We start from the raw sequence: 25,675 nt of genomic DNA, 5'->3' as shown, positions 1-25,675 counted from the left end.
TTATCGGACGGCTCGGCGGTCGTGGCGCCGCTTCAGGCCGGTACGGCTTCGCGCCCCGCGCGCGTGCGGGCAATGATGGTCTTCATGATCTGTGCCGTGCCGTCGCCGATCTGGAAGCCCAGCACATCGCGCAGGCGCTGCTCCATCACGCCGCGGTCATAACCACCGTGGCCGAACGACAGCAGGCACTGGTGCACCACGTCGTACGCCAGCCTGGGCGCCCACCACTTGCACATCGCCGCCTCGGCGGTATGCGGCAGGCCACGGTCCTTGAGCCACAGCGTCTGCAGGCACAGCAGGCGCGCACCCTGCACCTGGGTCTCGAAATCGGCCAGCGGATGCGACACGCCCTGGAAGGCCGACAGCGGCTTGCCGAAGGCCTGGCGCTCGGCCACGTAGGCCCAGGTCTCGTCCAGCGCGGCCTGCGCCACCGCCAGCACCTGCAGGCCGATCAGCGCGCGCGAGAAGTCGAAGCCCTGCATCACCTGCACGAACCCCTCCCCCTCCTTGCCGAGCAGGTGGCTGGCCGGCACGCGCACGTTCTCGAAGAAAATCGAGCCGCGCCCGATGGCGCGCTGGCCGTGGCAGTCGAAGCGGTTGCGCGTGATGCCCGGCAGGTCCATCGGCACCAGCAGCGCAGACACGCCGCGCGCGCCGGACTCGACGGTGCCGCTGCGGGCAAAGACCACCGCGGCATCGGCCTGGTCGGCGGCGGAGATCGAGGTCTTCTCGCCGTTGAGCACGTAGACGTCGCCATCGCGCTCCATGCGCAGGCGCAGGCTGGCCGCGTCGGAGCCGCCGCGCGGCTCGGTCAGCGCGATTGCCAGCAGCGCCTCGCCGCGCGTCAGGCGCTGCAGCCACGGTCCGGCGATTTCCGGCTGCGCATGGTGCGCCAGGATCTGGCCATTGAGCGACGCGAGCAAGTTGATGTACGACAGGCTCAGGTCGGCACGCGCCACGGCTTCATGGATCACGCCGGCGGCCAATGAGCCCATGCCCTGCCCGCCATACTGCTCCGGCAGTTCGGGCGCGATAAAGCCCATCTCGCCCATTTCGCGCATCAGCGCGCGGTCCAGCACGCGGGTGCGGTCGCGCTCCAGGTAGCCGGGCGCCACGCGCGCATCGGCAAAGCGGCGCGCGTGCTCGGCCAGCGCCGTCAGGTCTTCGTCAAGATAGGGATTCATGGTGGTCTCCGCTGGTTCGGACGGCACGGCTTACTTCGCGTACTTGCGGAACTCGGGCTTGCGCTTTTCCTGGAAAGCGCGCACGCCTTCGCGCGATTCCTCGGTGTCGTAATAGAGCTTGAGCGCGTACATGCCCATGCCGGCGATGCCGCTCTGGTGCGCGGTATCGAGATTGAAGGAGCGCTTGGCAATGGCGATCGCGGTGGGACTCTTCTCCATGATCTCGTCGCACCACTTCTGTACCTCGGCATCGAGCTGCTCGTGCGGCACCACCGCATTGACCAGCCCCATCGCCAGCGCTTCCGCGGCCGGATAGCGGCGGCACAGGTACCAGATCTCGCGCGCCTTCTTCTCGCCCACCACGCGCGCCAGGAAGGCGGTGCCGTAGCCCGGGTCGACCGAACCGACCTTGGGCCCGACCTGCCCGAATACGGCCTTGTCCGACGCGATGGTGAAATCGCAGATCGTGCACAGCACGTTGCCGCCGCCCACGGCATAGCCCTGCACGCGCGCGATCACCGGCTTGGGCACGTCGCGGATGGCGTTGTGCAGTTCTTCCATCGGCAGGCCGATGGTGCCGCGGCCGTCGTACTGGCCCTCGTGCGCGGACTGGTCGCCGCCGGTGCAGAAGGCCTTTTCGCCGGCACCGGCCAGCACGATGGCGCCGATCTCGCGGTCATAGCCGGCGCGGTTGATGGCGTGGATCAGTTCGTCGCAGGTGCGCCCGCGGAAGGCGTTCATCTTTTCCGGGCGGTTGATGAGGATCCAGGCGGCGCCGTTGCGCACTTCGTACAGGATGTCTTCGTATTGCATGGTGGTCTCCGTTTTCTGGTGTTTGCTTGCTCAGCCGTTCATGGTCAGGCCGCCCGACACGCTCAGCACCTGGCCGGTGATAAAGCCGGCGTCGTCGCTGGCAAAGAACAGCACCGCGCCGGGCAGGTCGTCGGGCTGGCCGATGCGGCCCAGCGGGATCGAGCGGGTAAAGGCTTCCACCAGCTTCTCGGGGTTGCCCGCACCCTGCTTGTAGTCTTCGAACAGCGCGGTCTCGGTCGGCCCTGGGCACACCACGTTGACGGTGATGCCGTGGCGCGCATGCTCGCGGGCAATCGTCTTGGAGAACGACACCAACCCACCCTTGCATGCGGCATAGACCGCCTCGCCGGACGAACCCACGCGCGCCGCGTCCGAGGCAATGCTGACGATGCGTCCGCGCCGGCGCGCGACCATGCCCGGCAGCACCGCGTGGTGCATGTGCAGCGCGCCGATCAGGTTGATGGCGATCAGCCGATCCCATTGCGCGGGCTCGGTCTTGATGAATGGCTTGAACACATCCCAGCCGGCGTTGTTGACCAGCACGTCCACCGGGCCCAGGCCCTGCTCCACTGCCGCCACCGCGGCATCCACGCTGGCGCGCTCGGTGATGTCGCAGCGGATCGCCAGCGCCCGCCCGCCAGCCTCGCGGATCTGGCCGGCGACGCGCTCGGCCGCTTCCGGGTTCAGGTCGAGTACGCCCACCGCCGCCCCGGCGCGCGCAAAGCGCAAACACGTTGCACCGCCGATACCACCGCCACCACCGGTCACGATGACCGTCTTGCCTTCAAGTCCTTGCACAGCGTTCTCCTTTCAGGATTCCGGTGCTATCGTGCCGGCCATGACGCCGTCACATCGCACCGCCAATTAGGTAAATATATTTACCTATAATAGGAGGCAGCCATTGCCTGCGCAAGACGCCAACACTGTGAAAAAGACTATGGTTAACCCGGACGTAGAAGTAGAACTCCCCACAAACGCGCGCATGGAACTGGCCAACCGGCTTTTCTTCCGGCTATACCAATGCGCAAATATGTTGCATAAAACGGGATCACGAGCCGTCGAGGCAGAGGGCCTGACGACGCAGCAGTGGGCCGTGCTCGGCGCGTTGTCGCGTCCGGAAGCCGCCGATGGCATGAGCGTGGGCGACCTGGCCCGCTACCTGATGGTGAGCCGGCAAAACCTGTCAGGACTGGTCAGCCGGATGGAACGCGACGGCCACGTCACGCTGGCCCCGGACGGCCGCGACCGCCGCTCACGGCTGATACGGATGAGCGAACCGGGCCGGGAGGTCTGGCTGCACCAGGCGCAGCCGAAGATCCGGGCCTATTACGAGCAGGCGCTGACGGGGTTTTCTACCAATGACCTGACGCACACGCTGCATTACCTGCTCAAGTTGCTGGACAACATGCGTGCGCTCGACACGCCCGACAGCGCAGACGGTGGCAGCCCAGGGGACTGAGTCGCACGCAGTATCGCAACTGAAACACACCGGCACACACCGGCCGGCTGGAACAGCCGAGCGCGCGTCCGCGATCCGCATCCTGGCCTGCCGCGCCGACTGGCGCGCAATATGCGTTGGCATGAAGTTGCTCAGACATCGCGAGCATCAACGGCGAGGCGCCATGCCATTCGCGCCTCGCCACGCCCCGAAGCCCTGAACCACTGCCCCGGCCGCTTGCCCCATGCACGCCGCCGGGACGGCGACCGATCCAACCATAACCGGAGGTCCCGCCATGACCCGCTACATCGTGCTAGCCAGCTTCACCGACCAGGGCATCCGCACCGTCAAGGACACCACCAAGCGCGCGGCCGCCGTGCGCGAGATGGGGGCACGCCTGGGCGTGCAGATGAAAGACATCTACTGGACGCTGGGCGAATACGACATCGTGCTCACCGTCGAAGCGCCCGACGACGAGACCATGACCAGCTTCGGGCTGACCATCGGCGCAGCCGGCAACGTGCGCACCCAAACCCTACGCGCCTTCAATAGCGACGAGATGCAGAGCATCCTCGGCAAGATGGGCTGACCCCTGCCCCGGGAACGCACAACGCCCGCCGGGGCATCCCGGCGGGCGTTGTCGTTTGCCGGGCGCGGCACGCCGGCTCAGAACCCTTCCAGCACCAGCTTGCCGATAGTGCGCCCGCCTTCCAGCATGGCGTGCGCGCGCCGCAGGTTCTCCGCATTGATGCGCCCCAGGTTCTCGCCCAGCGTGGTCTGCAGGCGCCCGGCATCGACCAGCCGCGTGACCTCGTTAAGCAGACGATGCTGCGCGACCATGTCGGGCGTGCTGTACATGGCGCGCGTGAACATGAATTCCCAGACGAAGGTGGCGCTCTTGTTCTTGAGCAATTCCACCGGCAACGGCCGCGTATTTGCGACGATCGTGCAGATCTTGCCCTGCGGGGCGACCACTTCAGCCATCGCCGGGAAATGCCCGTCGATGTCGTTGAAGCAGAGGATGTAGTCGACCTCGGCAAATCCCAGCGCCTTCAGCTGCGCCGGCAGATCGCCACGATGGTCAACCGTATGGTCGGCGCCAAGGCGGCGGCACCATTCCTGCGACTCGGGCCGCGACGCGGTGGCGATCACGGTCAGCCCGGCCAGCACCTTGGCCAGCTGGATGCCGATCGAGCCCACGCCGCCCGCGCCGCCGATGATCAGCACCGGGCGCCCGGCGTGATCCCCATTGGGCGAAATGCCCAGCCGGTCGAACAGAGCCTCCCAGGCGGTGATCGCCGTCAGCGGCAGCGCCGCCGCGTTGGCGAAATCCAGCGAGGCAGGCTTGTGGCCGACGATGCGCTCATCGACCAGGTGGAACTCGGCGTTGGAGCCGGACCGAGTGATGCTGCCCGCGTAGTAGACCGGGTCGCCGACCTTGAACAGGGTCACCTCCGGCCCCACGGCGGCCACCGTGCCGGCCGCGTCCCAGCCCAGCACGCGCGGCGCGGGCTCTACCTGCGCCTTGGGCGCGCGCACCTTGGTGTCGACCGGGTTGACCGAGACGGCCTCAACCTTCACCAGCAGGTCGCGGCCGCCGGGGCTGGGCATGTCGATCTCCACGTCTTGCAGCGAACGCGGGTCGGAGATGGGCAGGTACTGGGTCAGGCCGATGGCTTTCATGGCGGGCTCCGGGTTGTGTAGGGAATGAACCGAAGCGTAGCCTGTCACGATTGATTTGATTAGCCGGAAGCTACAGCAATCAATTTCCCGAAACTCCGGATAATCACCCAACAAAAAGGGCCGCCTGCGCTACCCGCGCAGACGGCCCCGCCAGGGCTTGCCGTCGGCCCTACACCGCCGCCAGGATCTGCCCGCCGCCGTAGCTCGACTGCTCCGGCGGCGCGCCGCCCAGTGCCATCTTCACCGCGCAGTACTTGAACTCCGGGATCTTGCCGAAGGGGTCCAGTGCCGCATTGGTCAGCTTGTTGATCGCCGCCTCGTAATAGCAGAACGGCACGAACACCGCCCCGCGCGGCGTGCCGGCATCGGCCCGCGCGTACAGCGTGACTTCGCCGCGGCGCGATGCCAGCGTGACCACGTCGCCCGGCTTGCCGCCCAGCGCGTCCAGGTCCAGCGGGTGCACCAGCGCCACCGGATCGGGCTCGATCGCATCCAGCACGCCGGCGCGCCGCGTCATGCTGCCGGTGTGCCAGTGCTCGAGCTGGCGGCCGGTGATCAGCACCATCGGGTAGTCGATATCGGGCCGCTCGGCTGCCGGGATGATGTCGGCCGGCACGAAGCGCCCCCGGCCGCTGGCGGTCGGGAAGCTGTCGATAAAGATCACCGGTTCGCCCGGGTCGCCCTCTTCCTTGCACGGATAAGTCACTGCGTGTTCGCGCTCCAGCCGCTCCCAGGTCACGCCGCCGATGCTGGGCATGGCCTGGCGCATCTCGTCGAAGACCTCGGCCACGCCGTCGTAGTGCCAGTCCAGCCCCAGCTGCGCCGCCATCTGCTGGATGATCCACAGGTCCTGGCGCGCCTGCCCCGGCGGGTTCAATGCCTGGCGGCCGAGCTGGACGGTGCGGTCGGTGTTGGTGAAGGTGCCGGTCTTCTCCGGGAAGGCCGAAGCCGGCAGCACCACGTCGGCCAGGTAGGCGGTCTCGGTCAGGAAGATGTCCTGCACCACCAGGTGGTCGAGCGAGGCCAGCGCCTGGCGCGCATGCTCGGCGTCGGGGTCTGACATCGCCGGGTTCTCACCCATGATGTACATGCCGCGCACCTCGCCGCGCTCGATCGCCTGCATCACCTCGACCACGGTCAGGCCGGGCTGGCGGTCCAGCGGCATGCCCCACAGCGCCTCGAAGCTGGCGATCGCCACGGGATCGTCCACGCGGCGGTAGTCCGGGTACATCATCGGGATCAGGCCGGCATCGGACGCGCCCTGCACGTTGTTCTGGCCGCGCAGCGGATGCAGGCCGGTGCCGGGGCGGCCGATCTGGCCGGTCATCAGCGCCAGCGCGATCAGGCAGCGCGCGTTGTCAGTGCCGTGCACGTGCTGCGACACGCCCATGCCCCACAGGATCATCGAGGCCTTGGACGTGGCATACAGCCGCGCCACCTCGCGGATGACTTCGGCCTCGATGCCGCACACCGGCGCCATCAGTTCCGGGCTGTACGCCGCGACATTGCGCTGCAGCTCGTCAAAGCCGATGGTGCGGCTGTCGATGAAGTCCTGGTCCACCAGGCCCTCGGTGACGATGACATGCATCATCGCGTTGAGCAGCGCCACGTCGGCATCGGGCTTGAACTGCATGAAGCGATGGGCAAAGCGCGCCAGGTCCGAGCGGCGCGGATCTGCCACGATCAGCTTGGTGCCGTTCTTCACCGCATTCTTGATCCAGCTGGCCGCGACCGGGTGGTTCACGGTCGGGTTGGCGCCGATCACGATCACCACCTCGGCCTTGTCGACATCCATCACCGGGTTCGATACCGCGCCCGAGCCGATCCCCTCCAGCAGCGCCGCCACCGACGAGGCATGGCACAGCCGCGTGCAGTGGTCGACGTTGTTGCTGCCAAACCCGGTGCGCACCAGCTTCTGGAACAGGTAGGCCTCTTCATTGCTGCCCTTGGCCGAGCCAAACCCTGCCAGCGCGCGCTTGCCGTGGGTGTCGCGGATCTGCGCGAGCTTGCCGCCAGCCAGCGCCAGCGCCTCTTCCCAGGTGGCCTCGCGGAACACGTCCATGACGTGGTCCGGATCCATGACGAAATCGCCCTGCTTGGGCACGCCTTCGCGGCGCACCAGCGGCACCGTCAGGCGCTGCGGATGCTGCACGTAGTCAAAACCGTAGCGGCCCTTCACGCACAGCCGCTCGTGGTTGGCCGGGCCATCGCGCCCTTCCACGAACAGGATGCGGTTGTCCTTGATGTTGTAGGTCAGCTGGCAGCCCACGCCGCAGTACGGGCAGACCGAGTCCACCTGCTTGTCCGGCACCGCCAGCGCGGCGTCGCGCGCGGGCATCAGCGCACCGGTCGGGCAGGCCTGCACGCATTCGCCGCAGGCCACGCAGGTCGACGCGCCCATGGGGTCGTCCATGTCGAACACGATGCGGGCTTCGTCGCCGCGCAGGGCCAGGCCGATCACGTCGTTGACCTGCTCGTCGCGGCAGGCACGCAGGCAGCGCGTGCACTGGATGCAGGCATCCAGGTTGACGGCGATGGCCGGATGCGACAAATCCGCCGCCACGCGTTCGCGCGGGGCAAAGCGCGGCTTGCCGACCTCCAGCTTCGCGGCCCACTGGTCCAGCTCGTTGTGGCGGGTGTAGTCGGTCTCGGGCATGTCCGACTGCAGCAGTTCCAGCACCGTGCGCTGAGCGCGGCGGGCGCGCTCGGATTCGGTCTGCACCTGCATGCCCTCGGCGGGATAGCGGCAGCAGGACGGGGCCAGCACGCGCTCGCCTTGGATCTCGACCATGCAGGCGCGGCAGTTGCCGGCGGGCTCCAGGCCGTCCTTGTAGCACAGGTGCGGCACGTCGAAGCCTTCGCGCTGGGCCACCTTGAGCAGGCTTTCGCCGGGCTGGGCGCTCACCTCGCGGCCATTGAGCGTGAAGGTGACGGCTGGCTCGGCGGATTCGACAAGCGCGCGTTCGGCGCGGGTCAGTGCATTCATGTCAGTCTCTCAGGCCAGTTCGTGCGGGAAGTACTTGATGACGCAGTCGACGGGATTGGGCGCGGCCTGCCCCAGCCCGCAGATCGATGCATCGCGCATCACCGCGGACAGGTCATCCAGCGCCGACAGGTCCCACTTCGGCTGGCGGATCAGGTCGAGCGTCTTGGCGGTGCCGGTGCGGCACGGTGTGCATTGCCCGCAGGACTCGTGCTTGAAGAAGTGCATCAGGTTGCGCGCTGCCTGCGTGGCGCTGTCCTGGTCGGACAGGATCACCACCGCGGCCGAGCCGATAAAGCAGCCGTAGGGCTGCAGCGTGTCGAAGTCCAGCGGGATATTGCCCATCGACGCCGGCAGGATGCCGCCCGAGGCGCCACCCGGCAGGTAGCCGTAGAACGCATGGCCGTCGAGCATGCCGCCGCAGTATTCATCGATCAGCTCGCGCACGGTAATGCCGGCCGGTGCCAGGTGCACGCCGGGGCGTTTCACGCGGCCCGAGACCGAGAACGAGCGCAGGCCCTTGCGCCCGTTGCGCCCCTGCGAGGCAAACCACTCGGCGCCCTTCTCGATGATGTCGCGCACCCAGTACAGGGTCTCGAAGTTGTGTTCCAGCGTGGGCCGTCCGAACAGGCCCACCTGCGCCACATAGGGCGGGCGCAGCCGCGGCATGCCGCGCTTGCCTTCGATCGACTCGATCATGGCCGACTCTTCGCCGCAGATATAGGCGCCCGCGCCGCGGCGCAGTTCGATCGTCGGCAGGCCGGGGATTGGCGGGTCTTGCTGCAGCCGCTGCAGTTCTTCCGCCAGCAGCTCGCGGCAGCCGGCGTATTCGTCGCGCAGGTAGATATAGATCGCTGACACGTTGACCACCGTCGCCGCGATCAGCATGCCTTCCAGGAAACGGTGCGGATCGCGTTCCAGGTAGACGCGGTCCTTGAAGGTGCCGGGCTCGCCCTCGTCGATGTTGATGGCCATCAGCCGGGGCGCGGGCTCGTTCTGCACGATGCGCCATTTGCGCCCGGTCGGGAAGCCTGCGCCGCCCAGGCCGCGCAGGCCGGAGTCCTCCATCGTGCACAGCACGGCGGCCGGATCCAGGTCGCCGCTGGCGAGGGACTTCAGCAAGGCATAGCCGCCGTCCTTCCGGTAAGCGTCGTAGCCGATATAGGGCTCGGGCGCATGGCGCACGGCCTTTGCCTGCACGGCGGCGTCGATGGCGTCGGCCGTGGCGGTGTCGACCGGATTCTGCCCGACCAGCGCCGCGGGCGCCTTCTCGCAGCGGCCGATGCAGGGCGCGGCCACCACGCGCACTTCAGTGCCGAGCAGCGCGGGCAGCTTGTCGATCAGCGCCTGTGCGCCCGCCAGCTCGCAGGCAATGCCTTCGCATACGCGCACGGTCAACGCCGGCGGCGGTGCGATCTGGCCGTCGGCGTCCTCGCGTACCACGTCGAAGTGGTGGTAGAAGGTGGCGACTTCATAGACCTCGGTCATCGACAGCCGCAGTTCGCTGGCCAGCGCCACCAGGTGCGGCATCGCCAGCTGGCCGTAGCGGTCGTTGATGCAGTGCAGGTGTTCGATCAGCAAGTCGCGCCGGCGGGGCATGTCGCCCAGCGCCACGCGCACTTCGGCCAGCGCGGCCGCGTCTACCTGCCGGCCCTTGGGCTGGCGGCGCTTGCGCTGCCGGCCGAGCCCCGTCGCCTCGAGAGGAATGACAACCTGGTTCATGGCGTGCCTGGATTCTGTTTGTGGGTATCCGATGTGCGATCAGGAAGGCGCCCGGCGGGCCGCCTCCCTGTCGCTCTTTCTATTTTTCGTATTGTGCTACCGGGCGCGGCGCCTGTGCACGCATCGCAGCCGCCACGTCCGGATCCTGCCGGCGCCGGAGGCGCCGTACTGCTTTCTTCATCAGGTCAGGTCTTCCGGCACGGTACGGTAGCCCATCGGTGCCGAGGCATTGGCATGCACATACTTGCGGGCATGGGCCTCGCGCATCGGCTTGAGCACGAACAGCGCCATCACCGCGGTCAATGCCGCCATGCCGGAGGCCACCATGAAGACCGCATGCCAGCTGCCGGTGGCAGTGGTGATCACGCTGGAGAACGGCACCAGCAGCGCGGCCGTGCCCTTGGCGGTGTACAGCAGGCCCGCGTTGGTGGCGGCAAACTTCGGCCCGAAGGTGTCGCCGCAGGTGGCAGGGAACAGGCTGTAGATCTCACCCCAGGCAAAGAACACCACGCCTGTCAGCACCACGAAGGCAACCGGATGGTGGCCGTACTTGGACAGCAGCAGGATGCCGATGGCCTCGACCCCGAAGGCAAAGAACATGGTGCGTTCACGGCCGATATGATCGGAGATCCAGCCGAAGAACGGGCGCGTCAGGCCATTGAGCACGCGGTCGATGGTCAGTGCGAAGGTCAGCGCCGGCAAGGTCAGGCCGAGGATCGAGATCGGGGCGTCGTGCAGGCCGAAGTCCTTGGCGATCGGGCCGAGCTGGGCGGTGGCCATCAGGCCGCCGGCGGCCATCATCACGAACATCGCGTACATGACCCAGAAGATCGGCGACTTCAGCACCTCGCGCGGCGAAGCGTTGTAGGTTGCGGCAGCCTTCAGCGTGGACTTGACCTCGCTCAGGATCTTGGCCGACGGCGGGTACAGGGCCATGCCCAGGATGAACACGATCAGGCCCTGGCCAAGACCGAACCACAGGAACGCAGCCTCATAGCCCGAAGTCTTGATCATGTTGGCAATGGGCACCACGGTCAGCGCCGAGCCCGCGCCGAAACCGGCTGCGGTAATCCCCGCTGCCAGGCCCCGGCGATTGGGAAACCATTTCAGCGCGTTGCCCACGCAGGTGCCATACACAGCGCCCGCGCCCAGGCCGCCGATCGCCGCCGCGAAGTAAAGCATGGGCAGCGAGGACGCCACCGAGTTCAGGGCCCAGGCAATGGCGCACAGCAGGCCGCCGCCCACCACTACCGGACGCGGGCCGTACTTGTCGACCAGATAGCCTTCAATCGGGACCAGCCAGGTTTCCGTCACGACGAAGATGGTGAAGGCCACCTGGATCGCGGTGCGGCCCCAGTGGTACTTGTCGTCGATCGGGTTGACGAACAGCGTCCAGCCGTATTGCATGTTGGCGATCATCGCCATGCAGATCACGCCGAATACCAGTTGCACCCACGGCGACGCAAAGCGCGACGTGGACTCCCTCTGCTGCAATTCCATGATGTCTCCTTATAGCGGCGTGCCGCCAAGGTGGAAGATGGGCGCCTGTAGACGCCTCTGCGTGACTCTCAGTCAAAGAACAGCTGAGCCGTTCTAGTGCTATACGGTATGTGATATATCAGGTAAGTCAAGCGTATTCGTCGCGGCTCTGCAGCATGGGATCGCGGTGAGTGACGCCTGGGTGGCCGTTGCTGCAGTGCGACTGGTGCGCACACTGCATCAATGGCCGGTCCGACAGCATCCGGAGTCGTTGGAAATCAAGCAGTTGCCATGCATCGGCACATTAATCGGCCGACTGATGGCATCCGCAAGAATGCCGGGGATCGCGCCCCGGAAAAATCGGGAAAACGATGAATTGGGGAAAGTCCCTAGATGCATACATTAATGTCTGGTGACGCGCGTATGGCTTGGGAACGACGCCGGAAGCGGCGTTAAAGACACAGCAGGGAGCCTGCCGGCCTGGAACCGGGGCGCAGGAAGAGGGGTCGTGCAGGGCGATCGCTGGCAGCGATCGGGGAGGAAGATGGTGGCGGCCGCAGGTTCGTGCAGAACCCTGCCCTGGCTCGCGGCGAATGCCGCAGATCAGGTGTCAACCGAGGTACTGCCACAAGGGGTGCCGGCCGCTACAACCCTTGCTGGTTGCGCGGTTCAGCGCGATGGCGCATGGCGCCGGCGCGCATTACGCGTAGGCCAGTTCACCGGCAGCGGGCACGATGCGCGACGGGCTGGCACGGCCCACGCCATCGCCTTCCTGGTTCGAGCCCAGGCCGGCAAAGCGACCGTGCTCCTGCGCGGTCACCAGCACGTCCATCGGCAGGCGCGTGGCCAGCAGCGTGGTCACGCCGGCACCGGCAGCAATCAGGCCCAGGCCAAGAGCGAAGAGAAGAGCGACTTCCATTTGAAAACTCCAATAGCGTTGTGATCAGGAGTTTTCATTATATGCTGCACCGCACTATGTGTAAATATCCTGTATGTGATATATCAATAGAAGTTTTGCACTAATACAACGAATGCCCGCCCCATGCCCCCTGATGAGCCGATTGCCTCACACCATGGTGGTTTTTCGATGCACCACCGGCGACTCCTGATATTCCTGGCCACGCAAGGCATCCCAGATTGCCGCGGCATTGGGCTTGAGCGAGCGGCTCTTGCGCCGAACCAGCATCACCGTGGAAGTCACCTGCGGACGCAGCGGCCGCATCACCGCCGCCGGATTCATGCCGCCCACCTGGGCACGCGACGGCACCACGCCGATGCCAAGGCCCAGCGCCACCATGCCGAACACTGCGGCAAAGTGGCCGAGCAACTGCAGCGAGCCCGCGCGCACGTGATAGCTGCTGAGCGCCTTCTCCACCGCGGGCTGCATGCCGCACTGCTGGTCCAGGGCCAGCACGCGGGCATCGCTCAGGTCGCCCCACCCTACCGCGTCGCGCATCGCCAGCGGGTGCTGGGCGGGCAGGACGGCGTGGTAGGCATCGACGCACAGCGGTTCACAATAGAGGTCGTCGGTTGGCTTCGGATCGGTGGCAATGCCGAAGTCCACCTCGCCGCTGCGCACGCTTTGCAGCACCGACTCCTGCGAGCGGTCCTTCAGGTGGATGGCAATCGCCGGCCACGCTTGCCGGCAGCCGGCCAGCCAGGTCGGCACCGACATCGAGCTGAGCACCGGATCCGAAGCGATCTGCACCAGGCCCTGGCACGGACGGCTGGCGCTCTGGCTGTCGCGCAGGGTCTGCTCGACCTCTTCGATCAGGTGGCAGATGCGCTGCGACAGGTGCTGGCCGGCATCGGTCAGTTCCACCTGGCGCGTGGTACGGTCGAACAGGCGCTGGTCGATCTCATCTTCCAGTTCACGCACGCTGCGGCTGACCGCGGATTGCGTCAGGCCCAGCTCAACCGAGGCACGCGTAAAGCTCTTGTGCCGCGCCACTGCGGCGAAGGCCTTCAGTTGGGGGAGCGAGATATTCACGACCTGCCCCCCTGCCCCGCACCGGCGTGGCTGCGACGGGTCTCTTCAGGCATGGCGGGGTGCCGCGTTGCACGCACCGTTGCATTCAGTCCGGTCACGGTAGTCTCCTTGTGTATTTTTTGTCGTGGCTGTAGGCAGCCATCGTTGCTATCGGCCATGCTTGTGGCCATTGGCGGGCTCCTGGCGCAAGCCGGAGAGCCGGATTCGGGGCGGGGCAGGCAAATCCGACGATTGATGCTACTTGAATCTAAGATCAGCACTGCATAAAGTTTTTTATCGTTTATATAGCCAATCGTTTATATATTGCACGGGACGAGGATGAGGAACGCCACACTGCGGCAGTTGAAGGTCTTTGAGACCGTTGCCCGCCATATGAGCTTTTCACGCGCTGCCGAGGAACTGCACCTGACGCAGCCCGCGGTATCGACCCAGGTGCGGCAGCTGGAGCACCACGTGGGGCTGCCCCTGTTCGAGCAGTTGGGCAAGAAGATCTACCTGACCCCGGCGGGCCACGAGATGCTGCATTACAGCCGCAGCATCATCCAGCAGTTCCGCGAGGCCGAAGACGCCATGTCCCAGCTCAAGGGCATCTCCGGCGGCCGGCTCAACGTGGCGGTGATCAGCGCCGGCGACTATTTCTTTCCGCGCCTGCTGGCCGAGTTCATGAACCGCCATGAAGGCGTGACGCTGAACCTTGCCGTGCATAACCGCGAGGAATTGCTGCACCAGCTGGCCGGCAACCTGACCGACCTGGCGGTGATGGTGCGTCCGCCCGAAGGCATGGACACCATCAACGAGGCCTTCGCCCCCCATCCCTATGTCATCGTGGCTGCGCCCACCCACCCGCTGGTCGGACAGCGCAATATCCCGCTGGCCGAGCTGGCTGATGAAGCCTTCGTTTCACGCGAGAAAGGCTCGGATACCTGGAATTCAATGCAGGAGGGCTTTGCCGGGCGTCTGTCGAACATGCGCATCGCGATGGAGATCAAGAGCACCGAGACCATCAAGCAGGCCGTGATCGCCAATATGGGCATCGCCTTCCTGTCGGCGCACACGGTCGGCCTGGAATTGCAGGCCGGCAAGCTCGCGGTGCTGGACATCGAGGGCTTCCCGGTGATGCTCAACTGGTATGTGGTGCACCGCAAGAACAAGCGGCTGCCACCGGTGGCGCTGGCGTTCAAGCAGTTCCTGATGGAGGAAGGCGCGGGACTGATCGAGCGGATTACCGGGGTGGAAGGTTTGATCAGTCAGAATGCATAAACAATTGATTATGGTTTCGCTATGAAACTTTAATTATCGTAAATCATCCGCGGTCCCTATGCTTGTCTCAACCCAACCGCTACAGCGCATCTGAGGAGACGAGCATGAACCAGGTCCAGCAGGAAAGCAGCCAGGCTGCCATCACGGTCGGCACCGATAACCAACCCATTCCGCGCGACACCCAGCTCGCCGCCTACAACGCCGCGTTTATCGAGCTGGGCCTGCGCTTCCGCTGGGACGCCGAGATGTATGAATGGCTGTGCGGCATCGAATGCGAGAAGGCGCGCGTGGCCCGCTATATCGAAGAACACCACGCGCACTTGCTGGCCGCCTATGACGCCGCCTTTCTGAGCGCGCTGATCTTCGAGAAGAAGAACGAATACCTGCGCGCGGTCGGTCATCTCAACTGAAGGGCCGCTCGGTTCACGGCGAGGCGCGCGAGCGGCCTCGCCTTTTTGCGTGGCCCGCATGTCCCTCAGGCGAGATCGGCCTCCGCAGCCTTGCCTGCGGGGCGGGGCAGCCGTTTGATGCGCTTGCGCGGCCTTTGCGCCGCGACCCAGAGGTCGTATGCCATCTGCATGCCGCTCCACATCTCGCGGCTCGCGCCCAGGGCTTCTTCCAGGCGAATGGCAATATCCGGCGTGATCGATGCATGACCATTCAGGATGCGCGAGAGCGTTGCGCGCGTCACGCTGATGTGCGCGGCGAACGCCGTAATGGTCATATCGTCCATGCCAGCGAGCCAATCGGCCAGCACCGCGCCGGGGTGCGGCGGGTTGTGCATGCGCGTCATGATGAAGTCCTTCAGTGGTAGTCCTGGTAATCGACGACGATGACGTCGATGCCGTCGAACATGAATGTCAGCCGCCAGTTGCCATTGACGCTGACAGACCAGGGCCGGACATGTCGCCGCCCAGTTGATGCAGCTTCCAACCTGGCACCCCCATGTCCCGGGGTCTCGTGGCGTGATCCAGCGCACCGAGCTGATTGCGCAATCTCTGCGCGTGATGCGGCTGGATTCGCGCCTTGGAGCCAGTCTCGAAGAAACGTTTGAGGCCCGCATGGGCGAAACTCTTGATCATCGATTTCCAGGTAGCAAAGAATGTATAGCGTATAGATACACTATACAAGCGTTAGAAGCTTGCTTGCGTTGCCGGGGACGGACTCTATCACCTGAAGCGCACTGGGAAACCAGTCGGCGGCTGCTTTTGAGCCATTACTCATTCCGCGCCTGGGGGAGCTGGCGATGTGCCGGCCGGCATGGATCCATTGCCATGCCGGCCCGGGCGCAGTCGTCGTAAGATTCGGCATCAACACTCACGCGCCCGCCACTTGCCCGGCTTGCCACCCGTTTCATGCCGACTCGACGCACCGACGAAGAATTTGCCCACGAACTGACCCGGCTGCTGAGCACCGAAGGCGTGTCGTCGCTGACCATCGGCGAGATTGCCCGACGCATGCGCTGCTCACGGCGGCGCCTGTACGAGATCGCGCCGACCAAGGAAGCGCTGTTCGTCGGCATCTGCCGCGACGTGCTCGCTGACAACCTGGAAAGGGGCTTTGCCGCGGCGCGCCGCGAAAGCGATGCGGCGCGGGCAGTGTCCGCCTACCTGCATGCCGCGCTCAACACATCGGGACTGAGCAAGGCCGCGCTGGCGGACCTGGATGCGATCGACAGCGGCCGGGCGGCATTCGACGACTACCAGCTGGCGCGCGTGCGCGGGCTTGAGAGCCTGCTCGAGGCAGGCATGCGGCAAGGGCTGATGGCGCCGCACAATCCGCGGCTGGTTTCCGAAGCGATCCTGGGCGCCGCGCACCGGCTGCGCAACCAGCAGTTCCTGAAGGAAACCGGCCTGAAGATCGGCGATGCCTTCAGCGAGTTCTACGAGATCATCCTGAACGGCCTGCTGTGCCGCGCGGACACCGGCGCGCGCTCGTCCCAGCCGCACGCCGGAAGGTAACCGCGCTCAGGCCACCTGCCTCTCCTGGCCGCCCCAGTAGCGGCCGCGGATGGCCTTGCGGTCGATCTTGCCCAGCGCGGTCAGCGGCAGCTCATCCACGAACACCACCTGCTTGGGCGCATTGACCACGCCCTTGTGCTGCGTCACGTGGCCGATCACGTCGGCCTCGGTAAGCGCGGCACCGGGCCGTGCCACGACCACGGCGGTGACCGCCTCGCCCCACTTGGGGTCGGGGATGCCGATCACCGCGGACATGGCGATGGCCGGGTGCAGCGCCAGGCAATGCTCCACCTCGCTCGGGTACACGTTGAAGCCGCCGCTGATGATCATGTCCTTGGCGCGGTCGACGATGTACAGGAAGCCCTCGCTGTCGCAACGGGCCATGTCGCCGGTATGCAGCCAGTCGCCGGCAAAGACCTTGGCGTCTTCCTCGGGCCGGTTCAGGTAGCCTTCCATCACCAGCGGACCGCGCACGCACAGCTCGCCCACCTCGCCCGGCGCGACTTCACGCAGGTCGGGGTCCAGCAGCTTGACCTGGTTGCCCGGGATCACCTTGCCGCACGAGCGCAGGCGCTCGGGGTTGTCCGGATCGTGGTCGCGCTGGCTCAGGTAGCTGATGCACATCGGCACTTCAGCCTGGCCGTAGACCTGTCCGAACACCGGGCCGATGCGGCGCAGCGCGTCAGCGAGACGCACCGGCGCGATCGGCGCCGCGCCGTAGAGCACCAGCTCCAGGCTGGACAGGTCGGCCGTGTCCAGCCCGTCGCAATCGAGCAGGCCATAGATCTGCGTGGGCACCAAAAAGGTCAGGTTGATCCGTTGTTCGGCCACGCGTCGCAGGAAATCGGCGGGACTGAACTTGTCGCACAGGTAGATGGTGCCGCCGCGCAGCAGCGTCGGCAGGAACAGGCTGCCGGACGCATGCGAGATCGGCGTGGTCACCAGGTAGCGGATCTGCGCCGGCCATTCGTAGCTGGCCAGCATGTACTGCAGCACCGTCACCGTGGTCCGGTGCGTATGCAGGATGCCCTTGGAACGGCCAGTGGTGCCGCCGGTATAGGCCAGCCGGCTGATTTCCGTGGGGTCGTCGCCGGGAACCACGGGCGTGTCATCGAACGCAGCCGCCGCATTGGCCAGGCCAGGCCCGAACTCGCCATCGTCCAGCGGCAGGACCTGCAGGCCGGCGCCAGCTGCCAGCACGCGCGCGCGCTCGGTGAAGCGGGCGTTGTCCACCACCAGCGCCCGCACCCCGGCATCCTGCAGCACGAAGGCGTGATCCGCTTCCGATGCCATCGGATGCAGCGACACATTCTTCAGCCCGGCCAGCTGCGCGGCGATGATGGCGGCGACCGCTTCGGCGCGGTTGCCCACCAGGAAGGCCACGGCATCCTGGCGCGCCAGGCCGCGGGCGGCAAACAGCCGCGCGACGCGCGCGCACTGCCGCGCGAGCGCCTCATAGCTCAGCGTGGTGTCGTCGCCGACGATGGCGGGCACGCCGGGCCTGGCACGCAGCGCGGCCGCATAGAGCTGGCCCACCGTAGCGCCGCCATGGACTACCGCAGCGGCCGAAGCTTGACGGCTCATGTTGTCTCCTCGGATCTGTCTTTGTCAGGGCTCCCAATGTAGGAGGCATTCGGTACTCAGTCAACGCTTTTGGTACCGAAAAGACCACGATCGGCTACGCCAAAGCGGCGCTGGAAGTGCATGCCGGCCACCTATTCGGGAAAACTCGGGGGACAATCGAGACCTGCGCGGCGGCCCCGGCCGGGGCCGCCGCGCAAACAGGAAACGGCCAGGACCAGGCCTGGCCACCGGGCCGACGCGCTGCGCGGCTGGTCCGGGATCACGGAAATGGCACGCGCCTCAGGCCTGTTCCTTGACCTGGTTTTCCAGCTCCACCAGCCGCTTCTTCAGCGCCCGCTCCTCCTGGAAGCGCACGGTCTCGTCGCGGATCACGGCGACGATGCCGGTGATGGCGCCCGCATCATCCTTGAGCAGCGCCACGGTGAAGGCGATCGACATGGCCTTGCCGTCCTTGTCGACCGCGGGCACCTTGAGCAGGTCGTGGCCGTAGCGCGTGATGCCGGTCGCCATGGTCTTGCCGTAGCCCTCCCAGTGCCGCCCGCGCAGGCGCTCAGGGATGATCAGGTCGAGCGACTTGCCCATGGCCTCGGCCTGGGTAAAGCCGAACATGCGCTCGGCGGCGGGATTCCATAGCGTGATGGCGCCCTTGGCGTCGGAGATGATGATGGCGTCGCCGATGGCGGACACCAGTTGCGCGTAATCGATCTGGTCTGTCATGGGGATTCCCTCGTTATTCCCAGGGCCGGTCGGCGCCAGCCTGTCATGGCCATCAAGGTAGCGTGCCACATGGCCACGCTGCAAGCAAAAACGCCGGGGCCCGCTATGCGCGAGACCCCGGCGTACACTCCGGCCACAAGTGCCGGCGGGCAGCGTCAGATCACCTGGGACTCGCGCAGGCGCTTGATGTCGTCCGCGCCGTAGCCCAGGCCGGCCAGCACCTCTTCGCTATGCTCGCCCAGCAGTGGCGACCCGGTGATCTCCGGCTTGAGGTCGGAGAACTTGATCGGGCTGCCCACCGTCAGGTAGGTACCGCGCTCCTTGTGCGGCACCTCGGTGATGCTGCCGCTGGCGCGCAGCGACGGATCGGCGGCGATTTCCTTCATCGACAGCACCGGCGAGCACGGGATGTCGAACTTGCGCAGGATGTCCACGGCCTCGTACTTGGTCTTGTCGGCCAGCCATTCCTCGATGGTGTTGAAGATATCGAAGATATGCGGCTGGCGAGCCTTGGCGGTGGCGTAGTTGGGATCGGAAATCCATTCCGGCTTGCCCAGCGCCTTGCAGATCGGCTCCCAGGCATGGCCCTGGATGGTGAAGTAGATATAGGCGTTGGGGTCGGTTTCCCACCCCTTGCACTTCAGCACCCAGCCCGGCTGGCCGCCGCCGCCCGCGTTGCCGCCGCGCGGCACCACGTCGCTGAAGCTGCCGTGCGGATACTGCGGGTACTCCTCCAGGTAGCCCAGGCGGTCCAGGCGCTGCTGGTCGCGCAGCTTGACCCGGCACAGGTTCAGCACCGCATCCTGCATCGACACAGCCACCTTCTGGCCCTTGCCGGTCTTGTCGCGGCCGATCAGCGCGGTGAGGATGCCGATGGCCAGGTGCATGCCGGTGTTGGAATCGCCCAGCGCCGCGGCGGACACCGTCGGCGGGCCATCCCAGAAGCCGGTGGTCGAGGCCGCGCCGCCGGCGCACTGGGCCACGTTCTCGTAGACCTTCAGGTCTTCATAGTGGTGGCCGTCGCTGAAGCCCTTGACCGAAGCCACGATCATCTTCGGGTTCAGTTCGTTGATGCGTTCCCACGAGAACCCCATGCGGTCCAGCGCGCCCGGGCCGAAGTTCTCGACCAGCACGTCCGACTCGCGGATCAGCTGCTCCAGGATCTTCTTGCCTTCCGGCTTCTTGGTATCCAGCGTCAGGCTGCGCTTGTTGCTGTTGAGCATGGTGAAGTACAGGGCATCGACATCCGGGATGTCGCGCAGCTGGGTGCGCGTCACGTCGCCGGAACCGGGGCGCTCGACCTTGATCACGTCCGCACCGAACCACGCGAGAAGCTGCGTGCAGGCGGGACCGGCCTGGACGTGCGTGAAGTCGATGATCTTGATGCCGTTGAGTGGTAGGTTCACTTTCGTTCTCCTATTGGATCAGAGGGGTGAAATTCGGGTGAATTACTTCTTGGCCGAGCTTTGCGGATTCAGATTGGTCAGACGACCGCTTTCCGTGCCAGCAGCCGGATCGATGACAGCGTTGACCAGCGTGGGCTTGCCCGAGCGCAGGGCTTCGTTCACCGCAGCCTCGAGTTCCGCCGGCGTGGTGACGTTGCGGCCGACGCCACCGAACGCTTCCATCATCTTGTCGTAGCGCGCGCCCGGGACGAACGTCGTGACCGCCGGATCCTTGCCGCCGGTCGGATTCACGTCGATGCCCTTGTAGACGCCGTTGTTGTTGAAAATGACGATGCAGACCGGCAGGTTGTAACGGCAGATCGTCTCGACTTCCATGCCCGAGAAACCGAACGCACTGTCACCGCACAGCGCCAGCACCGGCTTGCTGGTCTCGACCGCCGCGGCGACCGCGTAGCCCATGCCCACGCCCATCACGCCCCAGGTGCCTACGTCCAGGCGCTTGCGCGGCTCGTACATGTCGATCACGGCACGGGCGTAGTCCAGCGTGTTGGCGCCTTCGTTGACGAACGAGATGCCCGGGTTGGCCTTGACCACATCCTTCAGCACGTTCAGCGCGCCGTGGAAGTTCATCGGCGAGACATCCTTGGACCTGGCCAGGGTCTCGGCCATCTTCGCCAGGTTCGTGTCCCTGCGGTCGGCCACCGCGTTCAGCCACTCGGCGCCCGGCTTGGCAAAGTCATTGCCGACCTTGTCGAGGATCGCCGACACGCACGAACCAATGTCACCCACTACCGGCGCGGCGATGGCGACGTTGCTGTCCATCTCGGTCGCCGCGATGTCGATCTGGATGAATTGCTTCGGCTTGCCCCAGGTCTTGCCCTTGCCATGCGACAGCAGCCAGTTCAGGCGGGCGCCGACCAGCAACACCACGTCAGCTTCAGCCAGCACATACGAGCGTGCGGCCGAGGCCGATTGCGGATGCGTATCGGGCAGCAGGCCCTTGGCCATCGACATCGGCAGGTACGGAATGCCCGTCTTCTCGACCAGCGTGCGGATATCCGCTTCGGCGCGTGCGTACGCGGCACCCTTGCCCAGCAGGATCAGCGGGCGCTTGGCGCTCTTCAGCAGCGCGACGGCACGGTCGATCGAGTCCGGTGCAGGCAGTTGGCGCGGGGCCGGATCCACCACCTTGATCAGCGACTTGCGGCCCTTCTCGGCTTCCATCGACTGGCCCAGCAGCTTGGCCGGCAGGTCCAGGTACACACCGCCCGGACGGCCCGACACGGCGGCACGAATGGCACGCGCAATCCCGACACCAATGTCTTCAGCGTGCAGCACGCGGAAGGCAGCCTTGGCGTGCGGACGGGCGATGGCCAGCTGGTCCATCTCTTCGTAGTCACCCTGCTGCAAATCGACGATCTCGCGCTCGCTCGAGCCGCTGATCAGGATCATCGGGAAGCAGTTGGTGGTCGCATGCGCCAGCGCCGTCAGCCCGTTCAGGAAGCCCGGCGCAGAAACGGTCAGGCAAACGCCCGGCTTTTGGGTGAGAAAGCCGGCAATCGCTGCTGCGTTGCCTGCGTTCTGCTCGTGACGGAAGCTGATGACGCGCATGCCGTTGGCCTGTGCCAGACGGGCCAGATCGGTGACCGGAATGCCGGGCAGACCGTAGATGTTCTCGATGCCGTTCAGCTTCAGCGCGTCGATGACCAGATGAAAACCATCGGTTTGTGCCTGATGTTCTTCCGTGGCGTGACGCTGCAGTTCGTTTCCGACTTCTGCCATGGTTGATTCCTTCTATACAAATTGACTGGGGTTGGAATTCTTCTAATTCAGGGTGTCTTCCGCGTGGTGCTCCCGACCCGCTTGGCTTCGACGACTTCGGACATGTCTTGGTCTCCTCGTTGAACTCTTTACGGGGCGGGGCACTCTCGCCTTCTCGCCCTTCGCTGTTGCTACCCGTATGCCTTGCGGCGCCCGATCGTTTCACTCGATCTTGATGACATACGGTATGTGATATATCAGAACGAAGCAAGAAGAATTTCCCTAGCCCTTCAAGTTTCGTCGATGCGGCGCAGCAATTTTGCAGGCAACTACGGCTAAATCAGCGTAATTTCTGAAAGCACGCGATTCATGCGCAATCGGCACAGATTTCCGGGCCATGTCGAAGCCTGGAAATCTCGCCGGGATTACGCATGAAGATATACTACATACCAAAAATTCCAGCGGCTTTATGGCTCTCTGGAACACATTGCCGCGCACTGGCGTCCTCCGCGAACACCAGCGCGCCCACTAATGGGAATGTCCTGCCCCCGCTCCGGAAGCCCGGCAGCCTACGCCAGGCTCCCCCTCTACCGTTCAGCCCGGGATTACTCCCCCTGACGCGGCGAAATGCCAGCCAGGAACGCGGTGTCGGACACGCGCACTGCCTCGGCATGCCCGGTGATAAAGCGCTTGCGCACGGGCGCCAGCAACACCTTGGCCGAGATCCCTGCCGCAATCGTCACCACCGCCGCCACCGAGAACACGGCTCCCCAGCCGCCATGCGCCGACAGGATCGATGCCAGCGGCACCACCATCGCCGCCGTGCCCTTCGCCGTGTACAGGGTGCCGGCATTGGCCGCGGCGAATTTGCTGCCGAAGGTATCGGCGCACAAGGCCGGGAAAATCGAGAAGATCTCGCCCCAGAACAGGAAGGTCAGCGCCGCGAAGAACATGAACCAGTACGGGTTGTGCCCCATCTGCATCAGCCCGAGCAGCGCCAGCCCCTCGCCGACGAAGATCACGAACATGGTGTTCTCGCGCCCGAACTTGTCCGACAGGAAACCGCACAAGGGCCGCGTAAAGCCATTGCACAGGTTGTCGATCGACAAGGTCATGGTCAGCAGCGGCAGCGTCATGCCCAGCATCGTCACCGGCATCGAGGCGAAGCCATAGTCCTTGGCGATGGGCCCGAGCTGCGCCGTCGCCATGATCCCCCCCGCCGCCACCGCGACAAAGCTCACGTAGATCAGCCAGAACACCGGCGTCTTCACCATCTGCCCCGGCGAGAACTCGACCGGGTTGGTCAGTACCGCCTTGGCCGCCACCGCGCCCTTGGGCGGCCTGGGCTTCACCAGCAGCAGTGCCAGCACGAAGATGCACACGCCCTGCAGGATGCCGAAGGTCAGGAAGGCCTTTTCATAGCCCGAGCTCTGGATCATGTTGGCGATGGGGATCACCGTAATGGCCGCGCCCGCGCCGAAACCCGCCGCCGTCAGTCCGGCCGCGAGGCCGCGCTTGTCCGGGAACCACTTCAGCGCGTTGCCGACGCAGGTCCCATAGACACCGCCCGCGCCGATGCCGGCAATCACCGCGGCCGCATACAGTTCCGGCAGCGTGGTCGCATAGGCATTCATCACCCATGCCAGGCCCGCGCAGATCGCCCCGCCCGCCACTACCGGGCGCGGGCCAAACTTGTCCACCAGCCAGCCCTCCAGCGGCACCAGCCAGGTTTCCGTCACGATGAAAATGGAGAATGCCACCTGGATGGCGGACGCGCCCCAGTGATGCTTGGCGTCCATCGGTGACACGAAGAGGGTCCAGCCGTATTGCAAATTCGCCACCAGCCCCATGCACACCACGCCAATTGCAAGCTGGATCCAACGGTTCTGCAGGCCGCGCCCGTTCACGTTGCCGTGACCGGCCGGGGCCGATACTTCAAATTGCGCCATCTGTCTTGTCTCCTGGTACTGTTTGTTTGTGCCTCGACTGGCACAACAGGGCTTTGTGGGTTGCCCTTCTCACAACTAGACCGGCGCCTGGCATTGCGGCACATGAAGTCGTGGATTGATGCTACCTGAAGCTTAATTTGACTAGTCTTAAAGTTTTTTATCGTTTCTATTTGCGATCGTTTATATATCGCGGAGCTGGCATGAATCGCCCGCCGGGCTTCCATAACAGGTTGTCTATGGGCCCATCCAGACAACAAAAGCCACCGCCGCCCCGACAAACGCGGGGCGGCGGTGGCTTCGCGGCCGCCTGAACTGCTCAGCTTGGAGACCTCGACTCGACCAACTCAGGCCGGCGCTTCCTCCAGCTGCCTGAGCAGGGCATCGACACTGCCCTTGGCGTCGCCGAACCACATCCGCGTGTTGTCCTTGTAGAACAACGGGTTGTCCACGCCCGCATAGCCCGCCGCCATGCTGCGCTTGGACACCACCACGGTGCGGGCCTTCCAGACTTCCAGCACCGGCATGCCGGCAATGGGGCTGCCCGGGTCTTCCAGCGCACCGGGGTTGACGATGTCGTTGGCGCCCACCACCAGCACCACGTCGGCCTTCCCAAAGTCGTCGTTGATCTCTTCCATCTCCAGCACGATGTCGTACGGCACGCGCGCCTCGGCCAGCAGCACGTTCATGTGCCCGGGCAGGCGGCCTGCGACCGGGTGGATGCCGAAGCGCACGGTGACGCCCTGCGCCCGCAGCCGCCGCGCGATCTCGCTGATGGTGCCCTGCGCCTGCGCCACCGCCATGCCGTAGCCCGGCACGATGATCACGTCGCTGGCGTCCTTGAGCAGGTTGCCGACTTCCTCGCTGGACACCGGCAGCACCTCGCCCTGCTCGGTCGCCGCGCCCTGTGCCTGCACCGCGCCGAAGCCGCCCAGGATCACCGACAGGAACTTGCGGTTCATCGCCTTGCACATGATGTAGCTGAGGATGGCGCCGCTCGATCCCACCAGCGCCCCGGTGATGATCAGCAGGTCGTTGCCCAGCATGAAGCCGGTGGCCGCCGCGGCCCAGCCGGAGTAGCTGTTGAGCATCGACACCACCACCGGCATGTCGGCGCCGCCGATGGCCAGCACCAGGTGCGCGCCGACCAGCAGCGCAATCACCGTCATCGCCGCCAGCGGCACCAGCCCCTGCTGCGCGTCGGGCGCGCTCAGGAAGGCATAGCCCAGCCACACGCAAACCAGCAGCGCGATGGCATTCAAGGCATGCCGCCCGGGCAGCAGCATCGGCTTGCCGCCCATGGTGCCCTGCAGCTTCAGGAAGGCGATGATCGAGCCCGTGAACGTGACCGCGCCGATCAGGATGCCAAGGTAGGTTTCCACTTCATGGATGGCCTTCTCCGCGCCGGTCAGCGCATGGCTATCCAGGTAGTTGGCATAACCCACCAGCACCGCGGCCAGGCCGACGAAGCTGTGCAGCACCGCCACCAACTGCGGCATCTGCGTCATTTCCACGCGCCTGGCCAGCATGGCACCGGCGATGCCGCCCACCAGCATCGCGCCGATGATGATGGCGATGCCGTCCGGGCTGCCCGCCAGCACGGTGGTCAGCACCGCGATCACCATGCCGGCGATGCCCAGCAGGTTGCCGCGGCGCGCGGTGCCGGGGTGGCTCAGCCCGCTCAGGCTGAGGATGAAGAGCGCGCTGGCGCCCAGGTAAGCGATATTGCTGATTCCGGATGGCATCCC

At 65.6% G+C, this 25,675-nt stretch carries 21 protein-coding genes and 1 pseudogene; 5 read left to right on the top strand and 17 right to left on the bottom strand.

The window, feature by feature from the left end; translation table 11 throughout:
- Positions 1-32: 32 nt before the first annotated feature.
- From aliB to badH, 3 genes are read right to left on the bottom strand one after another with little or no spacing between them, the layout of a single operon-like run.
- Positions 33-1,184: a cyclohexanecarboxyl-CoA dehydrogenase gene (aliB, locus tag AC3WRR_RS02415; protein WP_011617414.1), complete on the bottom strand. Its 1,152-nt coding sequence runs from the start codon at positions 1,182-1,184 to the stop codon at positions 33-35.
- Between the two features lie 30 nt (positions 1,185-1,214).
- Complete coding sequence (gene badI, locus AC3WRR_RS02410) at positions 1,215-1,997, bottom strand: 2-ketocyclohexanecarboxyl-CoA hydrolase (protein ID WP_010810198.1); 783 nt, start codon at positions 1,995-1,997, stop codon at positions 1,215-1,217.
- A 30-nt stretch (positions 1,998-2,027) separates the two neighbouring features.
- A complete protein-coding gene (gene badH, locus AC3WRR_RS02405; RefSeq protein ID WP_011617415.1) occupies positions 2,028-2,795 on the bottom strand; it encodes a 2-hydroxycyclohexanecarboxyl-CoA dehydrogenase in 768 nt (255 codons plus the stop codon).
- 139 nt (positions 2,796-2,934) lie between these two features.
- Here badH and AC3WRR_RS02400 point away from each other — a divergent pair, with 139 nt between their 5' ends.
- A complete protein-coding gene (locus AC3WRR_RS02400) occupies positions 2,935-3,456 on the top strand; it encodes a MarR family winged helix-turn-helix transcriptional regulator (RefSeq protein ID WP_041688483.1) in 522 nt (173 codons plus the stop codon).
- Between the two features lie 274 nt (positions 3,457-3,730).
- Positions 3,731-4,024 (top strand): GYD domain-containing protein, encoded by a 294-nt coding sequence (locus AC3WRR_RS02395; RefSeq protein WP_010810201.1) that lies wholly within the window; start codon positions 3,731-3,733, stop codon positions 4,022-4,024.
- A gap of 77 nt (positions 4,025-4,101) precedes the next feature.
- On the opposite strand, the gene AC3WRR_RS02390 is transcribed toward AC3WRR_RS02395, so the two are convergent.
- From AC3WRR_RS02390 to AC3WRR_RS02365, 6 genes are all read right to left on the bottom strand, one after another.
- Positions 4,102-5,118 (bottom strand): zinc-binding alcohol dehydrogenase family protein, encoded by a 1,017-nt coding sequence (locus tag AC3WRR_RS02390; protein WP_010810202.1) that lies wholly within the window; start codon positions 5,116-5,118, stop codon positions 4,102-4,104.
- 169 nt (positions 5,119-5,287) lie between these two features.
- Entirely contained in the window at positions 5,288-8,104 is a 2,817-nt protein-coding gene (fdhF, locus tag AC3WRR_RS02385; RefSeq protein WP_058696475.1) for a formate dehydrogenase subunit alpha, read from the bottom strand.
- A gap of 9 nt (positions 8,105-8,113) precedes the next feature.
- Positions 8,114-9,823, bottom strand: a complete 1,710-nt coding sequence (locus AC3WRR_RS02380; RefSeq protein WP_492296132.1) for an NADH-ubiquinone oxidoreductase-F iron-sulfur binding region domain-containing protein — start codon at positions 9,821-9,823, stop codon at positions 8,114-8,116.
- 180 nt (positions 9,824-10,003) lie between these two features.
- Entirely contained in the window at positions 10,004-11,323 is a 1,320-nt protein-coding gene (gene oxlT / locus AC3WRR_RS02375; protein WP_010810205.1) for an oxalate/formate MFS antiporter, read from the bottom strand.
- A 679-nt stretch (positions 11,324-12,002) separates the two neighbouring features.
- On the bottom strand, positions 12,003-12,221 hold the full coding sequence (locus AC3WRR_RS02370; protein WP_010810206.1) for a hypothetical protein: 219 nt from the start codon (positions 12,219-12,221) through the stop codon (positions 12,003-12,005).
- A gap of 147 nt (positions 12,222-12,368) precedes the next feature.
- On the bottom strand, positions 12,369-13,292 hold the full coding sequence (locus tag AC3WRR_RS02365) for a LysR family transcriptional regulator (protein ID WP_010810207.1): 924 nt from the start codon (positions 13,290-13,292) through the stop codon (positions 12,369-12,371).
- A gap of 318 nt (positions 13,293-13,610) precedes the next feature.
- Between AC3WRR_RS02365 and AC3WRR_RS02360 the strand changes: the two genes are divergently transcribed.
- Both AC3WRR_RS02360 and AC3WRR_RS02355 read left to right on the top strand, forming a co-directional pair.
- Positions 13,611-14,552, top strand: a complete 942-nt coding sequence (locus AC3WRR_RS02360) for a LysR family transcriptional regulator (protein ID WP_010810208.1) — start codon at positions 13,611-13,613, stop codon at positions 14,550-14,552.
- 104 nt (positions 14,553-14,656) lie between these two features.
- Positions 14,657-14,962, top strand: a complete 306-nt coding sequence (locus AC3WRR_RS02355; RefSeq protein ID WP_010810209.1) for an HAD family hydrolase — start codon at positions 14,657-14,659, stop codon at positions 14,960-14,962.
- Positions 14,963-15,027: 65 nt separating this feature from the next.
- Here AC3WRR_RS02355 and AC3WRR_RS02350 read toward each other — a convergent pair whose 3' ends face one another.
- Positions 15,028-15,345, bottom strand: coding sequence for a HigA family addiction module antitoxin (locus AC3WRR_RS02350; RefSeq protein WP_010810210.1), 318 nt, complete (start codon positions 15,343-15,345; stop codon positions 15,028-15,030).
- Positions 15,346-15,356: 11 nt separating this feature from the next.
- Positions 15,357-15,634: pseudogene (locus AC3WRR_RS02345) on the bottom strand (type II toxin-antitoxin system RelE/ParE family toxin).
- A gap of 273 nt (positions 15,635-15,907) precedes the next feature.
- On the opposite strand from AC3WRR_RS02345, the gene AC3WRR_RS02340 reads away from it, so the two are divergent.
- Positions 15,908-16,513 carry a TetR/AcrR family transcriptional regulator gene (locus tag AC3WRR_RS02340; RefSeq protein WP_010810212.1) on the top strand — a complete coding sequence of 202 codons (606 nt, stop codon included), beginning with the start codon at positions 15,908-15,910 and terminating at the stop codon, positions 16,511-16,513.
- A gap of 6 nt (positions 16,514-16,519) precedes the next feature.
- Here AC3WRR_RS02340 and AC3WRR_RS02335 read toward each other — a convergent pair whose 3' ends face one another.
- The 6 genes from AC3WRR_RS02335 to pntB all read right to left on the bottom strand — a co-directional run bounded on the left by AC3WRR_RS02335 (position 16,520) and on the right by pntB (position 25,672).
- Positions 16,520-18,097, bottom strand: a complete 1,578-nt coding sequence (locus AC3WRR_RS02335) for an AMP-binding protein (protein ID WP_058696478.1) — start codon at positions 18,095-18,097, stop codon at positions 16,520-16,522.
- Between the two features lie 279 nt (positions 18,098-18,376).
- The gene (locus tag AC3WRR_RS02330) at positions 18,377-18,814 is read right to left on the bottom strand and encodes a PAS domain-containing protein (RefSeq protein ID WP_011617422.1); all 438 of its coding nucleotides are present in this window, start codon (positions 18,812-18,814) and stop codon (positions 18,377-18,379) included.
- Positions 18,815-18,969: 155 nt separating this feature from the next.
- Complete coding sequence (gene frc / locus AC3WRR_RS02325; protein ID WP_010810215.1) at positions 18,970-20,220, bottom strand: formyl-CoA transferase; 1,251 nt, start codon at positions 20,218-20,220, stop codon at positions 18,970-18,972.
- A gap of 42 nt (positions 20,221-20,262) precedes the next feature.
- On the bottom strand, positions 20,263-22,002 hold the full coding sequence (oxc, locus tag AC3WRR_RS02320) for an oxalyl-CoA decarboxylase (RefSeq protein ID WP_010810216.1): 1,740 nt from the start codon (positions 22,000-22,002) through the stop codon (positions 20,263-20,265).
- Between the two features lie 584 nt (positions 22,003-22,586).
- Entirely contained in the window at positions 22,587-23,930 is a 1,344-nt protein-coding gene (gene oxlT, locus AC3WRR_RS02315) for an oxalate/formate MFS antiporter (protein ID WP_011617423.1), read from the bottom strand.
- Between the two features lie 344 nt (positions 23,931-24,274).
- Positions 24,275-25,672 carry a Re/Si-specific NAD(P)(+) transhydrogenase subunit beta gene (gene pntB / locus AC3WRR_RS02310; RefSeq protein WP_492296130.1) on the bottom strand — a complete coding sequence of 466 codons (1,398 nt, stop codon included), beginning with the start codon at positions 25,670-25,672 and terminating at the stop codon, positions 24,275-24,277.
- Positions 25,673-25,675: the final 3 nt, after the last annotated feature.

Source organism: Cupriavidus sp. FW305-3-2-15-C-LB2 (assembly GCF_058787575.1).
Note: the sequence above shows the minus strand (reverse complement) of the source record. Positions and strands in the feature narration are given on the sequence as shown.

Excerpts from the sequence above, each read along its gene's own strand:
- pntB (WP_492296130.1), bottom strand. The coding sequence starts at position 25,672 with ATGCCATCCGGAATCAGCAATATCGCTTACCTGGGCGCCAGCGCGCTC.
- AC3WRR_RS02350 (WP_010810210.1), bottom strand. The coding sequence starts at position 15,345 with ATGACGCGCATGCACAACCCGCCGCACCCCGGCGCGGTGCTGGCCGAT.
- AC3WRR_RS02330 (WP_011617422.1), bottom strand. The coding sequence starts at position 18,814 with ATGACAGACCAGATCGATTACGCGCAACTGGTGTCCGCCATCGGCGAC.
- fdhF (WP_058696475.1), bottom strand. The coding sequence starts at position 8,104 with ATGAATGCACTGACCCGCGCCGAACGCGCGCTTGTCGAATCCGCCGAG.
- oxlT (WP_011617423.1), bottom strand. The coding sequence starts at position 23,930 with ATGGCGCAATTTGAAGTATCGGCCCCGGCCGGTCACGGCAACGTGAAC.
- AC3WRR_RS02390 (WP_010810202.1), bottom strand. The coding sequence starts at position 5,118 with ATGAAAGCCATCGGCCTGACCCAGTACCTGCCCATCTCCGACCCGCGT.
- aliB (WP_011617414.1), bottom strand. The coding sequence starts at position 1,184 with ATGAATCCCTATCTTGACGAAGACCTGACGGCGCTGGCCGAGCACGCG.
- AC3WRR_RS02360 (WP_010810208.1), top strand. The coding sequence starts at position 13,611 with ATGAGGAACGCCACACTGCGGCAGTTGAAGGTCTTTGAGACCGTTGCC.
- AC3WRR_RS02400 (WP_041688483.1), top strand. The coding sequence starts at position 2,935 with ATGGTTAACCCGGACGTAGAAGTAGAACTCCCCACAAACGCGCGCATG.
- badI (WP_010810198.1), bottom strand. The coding sequence starts at position 1,997 with ATGCAATACGAAGACATCCTGTACGAAGTGCGCAACGGCGCCGCCTGG.
- AC3WRR_RS02335 (WP_058696478.1), bottom strand. The coding sequence starts at position 18,097 with ATGAGCCGTCAAGCTTCGGCCGCTGCGGTAGTCCATGGCGGCGCTACG.
- AC3WRR_RS02380 (WP_492296132.1), bottom strand. The coding sequence starts at position 9,823 with ATGAACCAGGTTGTCATTCCTCTCGAGGCGACGGGGCTCGGCCGGCAG.
- AC3WRR_RS02340 (WP_010810212.1), top strand. The coding sequence starts at position 15,908 with ATGCCGACTCGACGCACCGACGAAGAATTTGCCCACGAACTGACCCGG.
- oxc (WP_010810216.1), bottom strand. The coding sequence starts at position 22,002 with ATGGCAGAAGTCGGAAACGAACTGCAGCGTCACGCCACGGAAGAACAT.
- AC3WRR_RS02355 (WP_010810209.1), top strand. The coding sequence starts at position 14,657 with ATGAACCAGGTCCAGCAGGAAAGCAGCCAGGCTGCCATCACGGTCGGC.
- AC3WRR_RS02370 (WP_010810206.1), bottom strand. The coding sequence starts at position 12,221 with ATGGAAGTCGCTCTTCTCTTCGCTCTTGGCCTGGGCCTGATTGCTGCC.
- AC3WRR_RS02395 (WP_010810201.1), top strand. The coding sequence starts at position 3,731 with ATGACCCGCTACATCGTGCTAGCCAGCTTCACCGACCAGGGCATCCGC.
- oxlT (WP_010810205.1), bottom strand. The coding sequence starts at position 11,323 with ATGGAATTGCAGCAGAGGGAGTCCACGTCGCGCTTTGCGTCGCCGTGG.